The 12,119-nt window shown below is 33.0% G+C and carries 9 protein-coding genes; 2 read left to right on the forward strand and 7 right to left on the reverse strand.

Annotation, left to right across the window (positions count from 1 at the left end; all coding sequences use genetic code 11):
- Window positions 1–241: 241 nt before the first annotated feature.
- The 4 genes from ACYX4H_RS01085 to ACYX4H_RS01100 form a co-directional block, all read right to left on the reverse strand.
- Window positions 242–2,803, reverse strand: a complete 2,562-nt coding sequence (locus ACYX4H_RS01085; protein ID WP_476237375.1) for an adenosylcobalamin-dependent ribonucleoside-diphosphate reductase — start codon at window positions 2,801–2,803, stop codon at window positions 242–244.
- 195 nt (window positions 2,804–2,998) lie between these two features.
- Window positions 2,999–3,958 (reverse strand): DUF3078 domain-containing protein, encoded by a 960-nt coding sequence (locus tag ACYX4H_RS01090; protein WP_476237376.1) that lies wholly within the window; start codon window positions 3,956–3,958, stop codon window positions 2,999–3,001.
- Window positions 3,959–4,033: 75 nt separating this feature from the next.
- Window positions 4,034–5,212, reverse strand: coding sequence for an AIR synthase related protein (locus ACYX4H_RS01095; RefSeq protein ID WP_476237377.1), 1,179 nt, complete (start codon window positions 5,210–5,212; stop codon window positions 4,034–4,036).
- An 82-nt stretch (window positions 5,213–5,294) separates the two neighbouring features.
- Window positions 5,295–7,481, reverse strand: a complete 2,187-nt coding sequence (locus ACYX4H_RS01100) for a glutamine synthetase III family protein (RefSeq protein WP_476237378.1) — start codon at window positions 7,479–7,481, stop codon at window positions 5,295–5,297.
- A 251-nt stretch (window positions 7,482–7,732) separates the two neighbouring features.
- Between ACYX4H_RS01100 and ACYX4H_RS01105 the strand changes: the two genes are divergently transcribed.
- Complete coding sequence (locus tag ACYX4H_RS01105; RefSeq protein ID WP_476237379.1) at window positions 7,733–8,755, forward strand: glutamine synthetase beta-grasp domain-containing protein; 1,023 nt, start codon at window positions 7,733–7,735, stop codon at window positions 8,753–8,755.
- A gap of 94 nt (window positions 8,756–8,849) precedes the next feature.
- Here ACYX4H_RS01105 and ACYX4H_RS01110 read toward each other — a convergent pair whose 3' ends face one another.
- On the reverse strand, window positions 8,850–9,794 hold the full coding sequence (locus ACYX4H_RS01110; RefSeq protein ID WP_475295344.1) for a calcium/sodium antiporter: 945 nt from the start codon (window positions 9,792–9,794) through the stop codon (window positions 8,850–8,852).
- A 517-nt stretch (window positions 9,795–10,311) separates the two neighbouring features.
- Here ACYX4H_RS01110 and ACYX4H_RS01115 point away from each other — a divergent pair.
- Entirely contained in the window at window positions 10,312–10,464 is a 153-nt protein-coding gene (locus ACYX4H_RS01115) for an SsrA-binding protein (protein WP_475295345.1), read from the forward strand.
- On the opposite strand, the gene ACYX4H_RS01120 is transcribed toward ACYX4H_RS01115, so the two are convergent.
- A complete protein-coding gene (locus ACYX4H_RS01120; RefSeq protein ID WP_476237380.1) occupies window positions 10,461–11,075 on the reverse strand; it encodes a nucleotidyltransferase family protein in 615 nt (204 codons plus the stop codon). The two genes, ACYX4H_RS01115 and ACYX4H_RS01120, sit on opposite strands and share 4 nt — an antisense overlap.
- Window positions 11,056–12,078, reverse strand: coding sequence for an XdhC family protein (locus ACYX4H_RS01125; protein WP_476237381.1), 1,023 nt, complete (start codon window positions 12,076–12,078; stop codon window positions 11,056–11,058). Before ACYX4H_RS01125 ends, ACYX4H_RS01120 begins: the two co-directional genes overlap by 20 nt.
- Window positions 12,079–12,119 lie beyond the last annotated feature (41 nt).

Raw genomic sequence — 12,119 nt, forward strand, 5'->3', positions numbered from 1 at the left:
ATAGTTTTTTTGTGGTATTTTATAACCGAAACTAACGCCCGAAGAAAACTAGTTCTTTATAAAAACCTTGGCATTTCAACTTTTAAATTATTTTCATTTATCTACTTAATAGATGTTTTATTAAGCATCCCTTTTTTAATTATACTTAGTGAGTTTGTATGATTTTTGAGACTAAATTTTAGATTATAACCCAAAAAAAAGAAGCCATTTTAGCTTCCTTTTTTATTACTTTATTTTAGTTTTATCCACATTTAGAAGAGCCACAATCTTTACAAGTTAAGCAACCTTCTTGGTAAATTAAATTTTCAGAATTACAGTTTGAACACGTTTGCCCTTGGGCTTTTGTACCATCGGCCACATAACGTTTTAAGGCTCTACCAACGCCATTCTTCCATGTGTTTATAGATTCTGTATCTAGCTGCAAACTATTAATTAAATCTACAATTTTGTCTATTGGCATACCATGACGTAAGGTACTTGAAATTAGTTTAGCGTAGTTCCAATATTCTGGGTTAAATTTATGCGATAAACCTTCAATGGTTATTTTATAACCTCGTTTATCTTTATACTGAAAATCATAACGTTTAGAGCCGTCTTCATTTCTATTTTTAATAATTAGCCCATTATTTACCCAACGCGGAATTAAAATACCGTCTTCATCATCAATTAAACCTGTAAAAATCTCGTATGGCTTCCCTTCAATTAAACCAATAAAGGCAATCCATTTTTCTTTATTATTTTGAAAACGAACAACATCGGCTTCTAAGCTTTGTGGTCTTTTTGTTGGAAAAGCTGTTAAAGTGTTATTATCTGTGGTGTCTTCTTCTTTTTTCTCATCATTTGAGATTAAAACACCTGAGCGTGAACCATCTCGATACACTGTAACGCCTTTACAACCTACTTCCCAAGCTTTTAAATATAGCTCGCCCACCAAATCTTCGTTTACATCATTTGGTAAATTTATAGTTACACTAATAGAGTGGTCTACCCATTTTTGTATTGCACCTTGCATGCTAACCTTACTCAACCAATCTACATCATTTGAGGTTGCTTTATAATAGGGCGATTGCTTTACTAAGGCATCTAACTCTTCTTGTGTAAAGTTTTTATTGGTATCAATACCGTTTACTTCCATCCATTGCTTGAATCTGTGGTGAAATACCACGTATTCTTCCCATGAGTCACCAACTTCATCAACAAAATCTACGCGCACATCTTTATCACCTGGATTTACTTTTCTCCTACGCTTGTAAACAGGTAAAAATACAGGCTCAATACCTGATGTTGTTTGCGTCATTAAACTTGTTGTACCGGTTGGTGCAATGGTTAATAATGCAATATTTCTTCGGCCATATTCTAGCATTTCGTAATATAGTTTGCTATCGGCTTCTTTCAATCTATTAATAAATGGATTTTCTTTTTCTCTTTCAGCATCAAAAACCTTAAAAGCACCACGCTCTTTAGCTAAATAAACCGAAGCTCTATAAGCTTCAATGGCTATAGTTTTGTGTACTTCTAAAGAAAAAGCATTGCCTTTTTCACTACCGTATTGAATACCCAATGCGGCTAACATATCACCTTCTGCAGTTATACCAACACCTGTACGCCTGCCCTCTTCTGCTTTGCGTTTTATATTTAACCAAAGGTTGCGCTCAATAGATTTTACTTCGGCTGTTTCTGGATCTGCATCAATTTTTTCTAGAATATTATCAATTTTTTCTAATTCTAAATCAATAATATCATCCATTATTCTTTGTGCAAACGCTACATGTTTTTTAAATAAATTAAAATTGAAAGATGCCTTTGCTGTAAAAGGGTTTTCAACGTATGAAAACAAATTAATAGCCAACAACCTACAAGAATCATAGGGGCATAATGGAATTTCTCCACATGGGTTTGTTGATACGGTTTTATAGCCTAAATCTGCATAACAATCTGGCACAGATTCATTAATAATGGTATCCCAGAATAAAATACCTGGTTCTGCAGATTTCCATGCGTTATGCACTATTTTCTTCCATAGTTCTTTTGCCTGAATTGTTTTTAATGTTTTGGGGTTACTACTAAACACAGGGTATTTTTGCGTATACTCTGTATCATTTTTTACAGCTTTCATGAAAGCATCATCTATTCTCACAGATACATTGGCTCCTGTTACTTTACCTTGCTCTAGTTTTGCGTTTATAAAATCTTCAGAATCTGGGTGATTAATAGATACTGAAAGCATTAAAGCACCTCGCCTTCCGTCTTGCGCTACCTCTCGGGTTGAGTTTGAATAACGCTCCATAAAAGGTACAATACCTGTTGATGTTAATGCTGAATTTTTAACGCCCGAACCTTTAGGACGAATATGTGAAAGATCATGCCCAACGCCGCCTCTGCGTTTCATTAATTGCACTTGCTCCTGATCTATTTTCATAATACCACCGTAAGAATCTGAATCGCCCGAATTACCTATAACAAAACAGTTTGATAATGAAGCTATTTGATACGGGTTGCCAATTCCTGCCATTGGGCTTCCTTGTGGCACAATGTATTTAAAGTCTTTTATTAAATTAAAAATCTCATCTTCGGTTAACGGATTTTTATATTTTAACTCAATTCTAGCAAGCTCTTTTGCTATACGACGGTGCATATCATTTGGCGTGAGCTCATAAATGTTTCCTTCAGAATCTTTTAAAGCATATTTATTTAGCCACACTCTAGCCGCTAAATCGTCATTTTTAAAATATTTTAATGATGCTTGAAACGCTCGGTCTTGGGTATACGTTTTTGGAGGCGTTTTGGTTAAGTGCTCTTTCATATTTGCTTGAATGTTAAGTAAAGTTTTGTTAAAAAAAGTAGACTGCAAATATAGCTAAACAGCACAACTTAACACATGATAAAAATCATAAAGTTTACAAGAAAAACAACTTAAATATTTGAATATTAGGTGTTTAAAAATTTATCAACACCAAAAAGTTAACAAGTTTTTAAAATTAATTATAGAAAATAGAAATTAAAAATCTACAGCAAAACCAATACCAAGAAACTGTTTCCACTGTACTTTGGCGCCTTCTTCATCAAACTCTCCATCTACATCGGTTTCTTTTAAGGTTTTAACATCATCATCATATCTTAAATGCGATCCAAGTCTGGCGCGTATGTAATTATTCACTTTAAAATCAAAATCTAACCTCCAATCTACATCTACATTTCCAAAGTTGTGAATATAATCTGTATACAAACTAACTTTATGCTGCATAGTAATATTTTGTGCCACTTCCATTTCGTAGCTATTGGTAATTAAAATACCTAGTTCACGCCTAAATTGTTCACCCGGTACAATTACATTTCCATCTGCATCTAACTCTGCTGGTTCTACTCCAAAGGCACCAGAATTAGCCAAATCTTCATCTAAAACAAAGGTTGCTTTAAGCGTTAATGGCGAAAAATAAGCCGATATTTTATCAATATCTTTTCCATACTCCATTCCGCCACCAAAAAACAAATACCCCGGTGCTAAAAATCTAGAAATAGGATTACTTGTATCTGGATATTTGTAACCATTAGCAAACTGCGTTCTAAAATTTAATCTTGCAGAATAATACCAATGCGAAGACACCGTTGGTTTGTACCCAATATTTGAATTTAGCTCAACTAAATCATCGGTTTTTCTTAGCTCTCTAGATTGTTGTTTATTAACCCCATAACGCATAATAATATTGTTACGCCATGAAAAATATTTATCGCTATAGTTTCTAGTGGCCTCAAAACCTACAAGCCCCGAAATTGAATTGGTACCACCAGCATTCCAGTTTACAAAAGCAACCTCATTTAAGTCTACAGTAGCTTTGTTTTTTCTTACCCACTGCGGGCCATCGTATTTTTTTGGTTTTTCTTTTAAGTACAGAGAATCTGGCTGCGCGTTTGAAAATAAAAAAGACAAACAAAATAGCGCTAAAATGGTGTATCTCATGGCTTTATGTTAGGTTGTTATAAAGTGTTGAATTTATCAACAATCGTTCCATTTTAACAAAACGAAGTAAAAATATTAATAATTAAACTCCCCAAACGCACTTTTTATGGTGAGTTTTTTTTCTTTTGAAGCTTCAACCCTTCCTATAATTTGCGCATCAACATTAAAAGATTTTGATATTTCTATAATGCTTTCAGCTATTTCAGGCTTTACATACAATTCCATGCGGTGCCCGCAATTAAACACTTGGTACATTTCTTTCCAATCTGTTTTTGATTGTTCTTGAATAAGCTTGAACAACGGTGGAACTGGAAATAAGTTATCTTTTATAACATGATTTTCATCTATAAAATGAAGTATTTTTGTTTGCGCTCCACCTGAACAATGCACCATACCATGCACAGTATTACTATTATATTTTGATAAGATTTCTTTAATTATTGGCGCATAAGTTCTTGTTGGAGACAACACCAATTTACCAGCATTTATTGGTGAATTTTCAACTGCATCAGTTAATTTAACAGCCCCAGAATACACTAATTCTTCTGGCACTGAAGCATCAAAACTTTCAGGAAATTTTTCAGCTAAATACTTATTAAAAACATCATGACGGGCAGATGTTAAGCCATTACTACCCATACCGCCATTATATTCTTTTTCATAAGTTGCTTGCCCAAAAGATGCCAAACCAACAATAACATCTCCGGGTTGAATGTTAGCATTATCTATTACATTACTACGTTTCATTCTTGCCGTTACGGTAGAATCTACAATTATGGTTCTTACTAAATCTCCAACATCTGCAGTTTCGCCACCTGTTGAATGAATGGTTACACCAAACGTTTTTAATTCTGAAATTAATTCTTCAGTACCATTTATAATTGCTGAAATAACTTCACCGGGAATTAAGTTTTTGTTTCTACCAATAGTTGATGACAACATAATATTATCTGTGGCGCCAACGCAAAGTAAATCGTCTATATTCATAATTAAGGCATCTTGTGCAATACCTTTCCATACTGAAACATCGCCCGTTTCTTTCCAATACATGTATGCTAATGATGATTTTGTACCAGCACCATCAGCGTGCATTATTAGGCAATAATCTTCATTATTGGTTAAATAATCTGGTACTATTTTACAAAATGCTTTAGGAAATAACCCTTTATCAATATTTTTTATAGCATTGTGTACATCTTCTTTTGATGCTGAAACACCACGTTGTGCATAACGTTTAGAAACTTCTTGACTCATAATGTTGTATTGTGCTGCAAATTTACTTTTTTGAATTAAAAAATCCTGCTTTTTTGAGGCAGGATTTTGTAAGTTTTAAACACTAGCGTGTAAATAACAATTCTCTGTACTTAGTTAATGGCCAAATTTCATCATCAACTAAAAGCTCTAATTTATCACAATGGTAGCGAATATTATCAAATAATGGTTTTACACTGTTGCAATAAGCCATGGCTTTGTCTTCCATTTTTTCAATTTTATTGGCTTCTTTTCTGGCATCTACCATTTTGTTTACGTGGGTATTTATACCTTCTATATGTGCTGAAATTTGTTCTATTAAATTTATTTGTTCTTTAGCCACCATTTTAAAGCTTTTCTCAAAAATATCTTTTAAACCTTTTACGTTTTCAATTAAAGTGTTTTGATATTTTACAGCTGTAGGCACAATGTGGTTTAATGCAATATCACCAAGTACGCGTCCTTCAATTTGAATGTGCTTAATGTAAGCTTCCATTTCAATTTCATAGCGTGCTCTGGTTTCAACTTCGCTCATAACGTTCATTTCTTTAAACAAATTAATTGTTTGTTTTGAAATTTTTGCTTTAAGCGCTTCGGGTGTGGTTTTATTGTTACTTAATCCACGTTTTTTTGCCTCGGTTTCCCATGCTTCGCCATAACCATTTCCTTCAAACAAAATGTCTTTGCATGATTTTATGTACTCGCGTAGCACATTAAAAACAGCTTCATCTTTTTTTAAGCCTTTGGTGTCTATAAGTTTATCTACATCAACTTTAAAATCTTTTAATTGTTTTGCTACAATGGTATTTAAAATTGTCATTGGGTTACCACAATTGGCAGTAGATCCTACGGCTCTAAACTCAAATTTATTTCCAGTAAAAGCAAATGGCGATGTCCTGTTTCTATCGGTATTATCTAATAAAACATCGGGTATTTTACCAATTACATTTAGTTTAAGTTCTGTTTTTTCTTCGGGTGATAGTTTTCCTTTTGTAACCCCTTCTAAATCTTCTAAAACCTTAGTTAATTGTTGCCCAATAAACACAGACATTATAGCGGGTGGCGCTTCATTACCGCACAACCTGTGATCATTACTTGCTGAAGCTACAGATGCTCTTAATAATGCCTCATGGGTGTGCACTGCCTTAATAGTGTTTACAAAAAATGTTAAAAACTGAAGGTTGCTCATAGGTGTTTTTCCTGGAGACAATAAATTTACACCCGTATTTGTTGATAAAGACCAATTGTTGTGTTTACCTGAGCCGTTCATACCCACAAATGGCTTTTCATGCAGTAAAACTTTAAAATTATGACGCGATGCCACACGACCAATAACATCAACCAACAGAGAATTGTGGTCTACCGCTAGGTTAGCTTCTTCAAAAATTGGTGCAATTTCAAATTGGTTTGGTGCTACTTCATTATGTCTTGTTTTAGCTGGTATGCCTAAAAGCATGCATTCGTGTTCTAAATCTCTCATAAAATTTAGAGCACGGTTTGGTATGGCTCCAAAATAATGATCATCTAATTGCTGACCTTTAGCCGAAGAATGCCCTAACAAAGTACGCCCAGTTAAAATAATATCTGGCCTACTAGCTGCTAATAATTTATCTACTAAAAAATATTCTTGCTCCCAACCTAATGAAGCGTATACTTTTTTTACGCTTTTATCAAAATATTTACAAACATCGGTTGCCGCACTATCAACGGCATTTAATGCTCTTATTAATGGCGTTTTATAATCTAGCGCTTCACCGGTATAAGCTACAAAAATAGTTGGAATACATAATGTTGTACCGTAAACAAATGCTGGTGAAGAAGGATCCCAAGCGGTATAACCTCTGGCTTCAAAAGTATTTCTAATGCCACCACTTGGAAAACTTGATGCGTCTGGTTCTTGTTGAACTAACTGGCCACCATCAAACTTTTCAATAGCTACACCATCACTAACCGTTTCAAAAAACGCATCGTGCTTTTCAGCGGTAGAACCGGTTAATGGTTGAAACCAATGTGTGTAATGTGTAACACCTTTAGCCAGTGCCCAATCTTTCATAGAAACGGCAACTTGGTCTGCTACATTTCTATTTATTTTTGTTCCATGCTCAACCGCATTCATAACACCTAAAAAGGCATCTTTTGTTAAATATTGACGCATTGTTTGCTCATTAAACACGTTTTCGCCAAAAATTTCAGAACGCTTTTTTTCTTCTTTTACATGAATTGGCTTGCGCGAAAGTGACACTTTTATAGCATGAAATCTTAGTACAGACATTTATTTAGTTTAAGTGGTTTAATTGTTAACGCAAAAATAATGATAGCGAATTAAAGAAAAAAAGAGATTTAATGATTTTGCAATAATTACATAAAATACTTTACATTTTTTAATGTATACCCTAAAAAAATAGGGTATAAATAAAAATAACATAGCCCTTTACTAAAACCACCCTGCAAAATTTAAAGTATCTATATAAAAGTATATATTTGTTGGAAACAATATTAATTACTCATATTAAATAATACATTATGGCAAAAATTAAACTGGAATACATTTGGTTAGATGGCTATAAGCCAACTCAAAATTTGAGAAGTAAAACCAAAGTAGAAGAACATGAAAATTTTCAAGGCACACTTGAAGAATTAAGTAACTGGTCATTTGACGGTTCATCTACAAGACAAGCTGAAGGAGGATCTTCAGATTGTATTTTAAAGCCAGTTGCTATATACCCAGATCCTGAAAGAAGAAATGGTTACTTAGTAATGACTGAAGTATTAAATGCTGATGGTACGCCACACGAATCTAACGGTAGAGCTACTATTGATGATGATGACAACGATTTCTGGTTTGGTTTTGAGCAAGAGTACTTTATCATGGATACGCATACACAATTACCTTTAGGTTTCCCTATTGGTGGTTACCCTGCTCCACAAGGTATGTACTACTGTTCCGTTGGTGGTAAAAATACACACGGTAGAGATTTAGTTGAAGAGCATGCTGATTTATGTATTGATGCTGGCTTAAACTTTGAAGGTATTAACCAAGAGGTTGCTTGCGGGCAGTGGGAATTCCAATTATTTGCTAAAGGCGCTAAAAAAGCCGGTGATGAAATTTGGATTGCTAGATATTTACTAGACCGTTTAACTGAAAAATATGGCTACTACATTGAGTACCACCCTAAACCATTAGGTAAAGATATGGACTGGAATGGTTCTGGTATGCACGCTAACTTCTCTAACACTACATTAAGAACTTGTGGTTCTAAAGAAGTTTATGAGAAAATTTGTGAAGCATTCCGCCCTGTAGTAAAAGAACACATTGCTGTATATGGTGAGTTTAACGACCAACGTTTAACTGGTGAGCACGAAACACAATCTATTGACGAGTTCTCTTATGGTATTTCAGATAGAGGCGCTTCAATTCGTATTCCAATTATCACTGTAGAGAAAGGTTGGAAAGGTTGGTTAGAAGACAGAAGACCAGCTTCAAACGGTGACCCTTACAAAATTGCAGGAAGAATTGTTAAAACTGTAAAATCTGCTGAAGTTTAATTATAAAGATTAAATTTTGTTCATAATAAAAAAGCACTTTCAATTGAAAGTGCTTTTTTAATTTATCTATTCTAATTTATATTATAAAATCCAACTAGTTTCTTGTAAATAATAAAAACATTAGCACACCATAACCAGCTACTAAAAACATACCTTTAAATCTGCTAATTTGCATACGCTTTGGCAAAAATACTAAAGGAATTAATACCGCTGCAAAACCTAACATCCAAAAAATATCATTAGTTAAAATAGTAGGTTCAGTTACAGGTATGGGTTTTATAATTGAAGTTAAACCTAAAACAGAACCAATATTAAATATATTTGAGCCTATTAAATTACCCAAAGAAATAGCTTTTTCTTGTTTAGCTGCTGCAATTACAGAGGCCGCTAATTCTGGCACACTTGTACCAATAGCAATTAAAGATAAACCTATTACACCCTGACTTACCCCTACTGAAACAGCAATTTCCTCTGCACCTTTTACTAACCACTCACTACCAAAATACAGCGCTGCAGCGCCTATTAATAACCAAATTACTATTTTAAAATTTGATACAATAGCTAGGGCATCATCAACCTCTTCTGTAATTGTGTCTTTTTTTGCACTTCGTATTAAAATAAATAGAAATAAAATCAATCCTAAAAATAGCGCACCGCCTTCTATAGCAGACAAAACACTATCGTTTTTTAAAAAAACATACAAAAGCATTGAAAACACCATCATTACAGGCCAATTGAGCTTGTAAAAAGAGGCATCAACAGCAATAGCACCAACCAAAGCCGTTACACCTAATACTAAACCTATGTTAGCTATATTTGATCCTACTACATTATTTATAGCTATGGCTGGAGAACCAGATAATGCTGCATTTAAACTTACAAGTAATTCTGGTGCTGATGTTGCAAATGAAACAACCGTCATACCTATTACCATTTTAGATATACTAAATTTAAAAGACAATGCTACTGATGATCTAACCAAAAACTCACCACCAACAACTAAAAGAATAAAACCTAATATTACATAAAGAATACTCATAAATATCTATTTTCTGCGAATATAAACCAAAGTAAAAAGTGAAAAGTGAAAAGTGAAAAGTTTTTTAACTGTATTAACTCTTAAAAAGCAAAACTTCAAAAAAAACACACTAACAAAATAAAAAGCCCCTTGACTTTATAAAAACACTCAAAAAAAGCCCCTTAAAAGTTATAATTCATAACAAAAAATACATTTAAAACTTTCATTTAACAACAATTATAAAACGAGTCACTTAAACCACAAAAGCAATTTCTCTTTTTTACTTACAACTCTATATGCAATTTCATCGATTTTAAGCAAAACATTTGGAAGACATATTCCCAATTATATATCTTAAAAAAACATTGATATAAATAAACTTTTTACTAACCCTAAAACCTTAAAAAAATGATGACACTTGCCAAATTTGTAGTTGATTTAGTAACCACAATTATCACTTCAATCTAAATCAATTAAAAATGTAAAGCTTAGTTCTAGAATAAGTTTTACTATTTTTAACCTCACAAAAGGCATTAAAATGAAAAAGCAAGTTTTTAAAGTTTTAGCAAAAGTTAATAAAACTATTTTACCAAGTTATTCTAAAAAAAGATTAGACCTTGCAAAAGCAAACAAACTACAAATGGCTATTATTGGCTGGAAATGGTTTGTTACAAAAAATGCTTTAGATTAATTTTTAAGCATAGAATTATAATCTTGTGGTGTATCTATATCTTTTAAAACATTACCTCTATTAGGAGTTACAGAAACCACATTAAAAACACTACCGTTTAATAATTCTTTAGCGCCTTTGTCTCCCTTTAGTTTTAAAAGAGTTTCAAAACTTTCCTTTGGAAAAATAGCCGGAACACCATTTTTTTTACCATAATTTGAACCTATAATGCTTTTAGTGTTTTCAGTGTAAATATTAATGAGATCATTAATATAAATAGTATCTACAAAAGGTTGATCGCAAAGCATAATTAAAATGCCGTCTGGTTGTATTTTTAATGTTTCTATAAAATTAATTCCTGAAACAATACTTGTACTTAAACCTTTCTTCCAGTCTGAATTATAAATAAACTCAACTTGCTGGTTTTTAACTGTATTCTTTATTTCAATTGAATTAGCTCCTAAAACACAATACACTTTATGAGCTTTAGACGCTAATGCCTGCGAAACTGCATGTTCTATAAAGGTTGATTTTTTAAAAGAGAGTAATTGCTTCGTTTTTCCCATGCGAGAAGCGGCTCCGGCGGCAAGTATAATTATAGAAATATTCACTTTAGCAGTGCAATTTACCATTAAGTGTTTTTAAAGAAAAAGGTTCTCTATTTCTATTAACTGCTAAAATTTCAGAAAGAATGGATAACGCAATTTCTTCGGGCGTGATGGCACCTATATTTAAACCGGCAGGACTATGAATACTTTCTAAAAAGCTTTCATCTAAATCTTCAATATATTCAAATAACTCATTTTGAAGCTGCTGTCTGCGTTTCACCGAACCTAAAATGCCAATGTAAGTGAGTTTACAGTCTTTCAGTTTTAAAAGGTATCGTAAATCTTGAGCATAATTATGCGTCATTAAAACAACCGAACATTCAGCATCTATTTTATCAACAACAAAAGCCTCGGGTGTATTTGCTACTACCTCTTTTGCTCCAGGAAAATCCTTTAATTCTTTTGGATCACTCATAGAAGTTACCACATCAACTTCCCAACCTAATAAAGATGCCATTTTACATAGTTTAACAGCATCATGCTCTCCACCAATAATTAAGAGTTTAAAACAAGGTGGTAATTTTTGAGAAAAAACCTTTAATTCTGCTTGTATTTTAGCTACTTTAAAACCTTCAGAAAATGTAAATTCTTTATTATTTTCAAATTTTATTATTGACCCAAAATGACCAATAGCATCATCTTCTTTTTTAAAATAAGATTCAATATTGAATGTTTTTCTGTTTTCTATATTTTGAAAAAATGCGGTTTTGAGTTCTTCTGAAACAAAAAAGGTTTCAATTAAAATATATAGTGAACCTTCGCAACCTAAACGGTAGCGGCCGTCATAAACCATAACCTTAGATTCTCCAGTTGAGAATACAGATTTTGCTCTTCTTAACACCTCCTTTTCAACACAACCACCACTTACTGCGCCCACCATTACACCGTCTTCAGCAATTAGCATTCTAACTCCTGGTTTGCGGTAAGAAGAACCATCTAAATCAACCACCGTTGCCAAAACACTTTGTTTTCCTTTATCCTGATTTTGAAGAGCAGCTTCTATGATTTGCTGTAACTCGTGGGTCATTAATTCTAAATTAAGTACCTAAATATAAAGATTATTTACAT

The sequence above is a fragment of the Seonamhaeicola sp. ABD4_340 genome, from assembly GCF_056312135.1.

Bases quoted from the DNA above. Each gene is read 5' to 3' on its own strand.
- ACYX4H_RS01090 (WP_476237376.1), bottom strand. From the start codon at position 3,958: ATGAGATACACCATTTTAGCGCTATTTTGTTTGTCTTTTTTATTTTCA.
- ACYX4H_RS01110 (WP_475295344.1), bottom strand. From the start codon at position 9,794: ATGAGTATTCTTTATGTAATATTAGGTTTTATTCTTTTAGTTGTTGGT.
- ACYX4H_RS01125 (WP_476237381.1), bottom strand. From the start codon at position 12,078: ATGACCCACGAGTTACAGCAAATCATAGAAGCTGCTCTTCAAAATCAG.
- ACYX4H_RS01115 (WP_475295345.1), top strand. From the start codon at position 10,312: ATGAAAAAGCAAGTTTTTAAAGTTTTAGCAAAAGTTAATAAAACTATT.
- ACYX4H_RS01105 (WP_476237379.1), top strand. From the start codon at position 7,733: ATGGCAAAAATTAAACTGGAATACATTTGGTTAGATGGCTATAAGCCA.
- ACYX4H_RS01095 (WP_476237377.1), bottom strand. From the start codon at position 5,212: ATGAGTCAAGAAGTTTCTAAACGTTATGCACAACGTGGTGTTTCAGCA.
- ACYX4H_RS01085 (WP_476237375.1), bottom strand. From the start codon at position 2,803: ATGAAAGAGCACTTAACCAAAACGCCTCCAAAAACGTATACCCAAGAC.
- ACYX4H_RS01120 (WP_476237380.1), bottom strand. From the start codon at position 11,075: ATGGTAAATTGCACTGCTAAAGTGAATATTTCTATAATTATACTTGCC.
- ACYX4H_RS01100 (WP_476237378.1), bottom strand. From the start codon at position 7,481: ATGTCTGTACTAAGATTTCATGCTATAAAAGTGTCACTTTCGCGCAAG.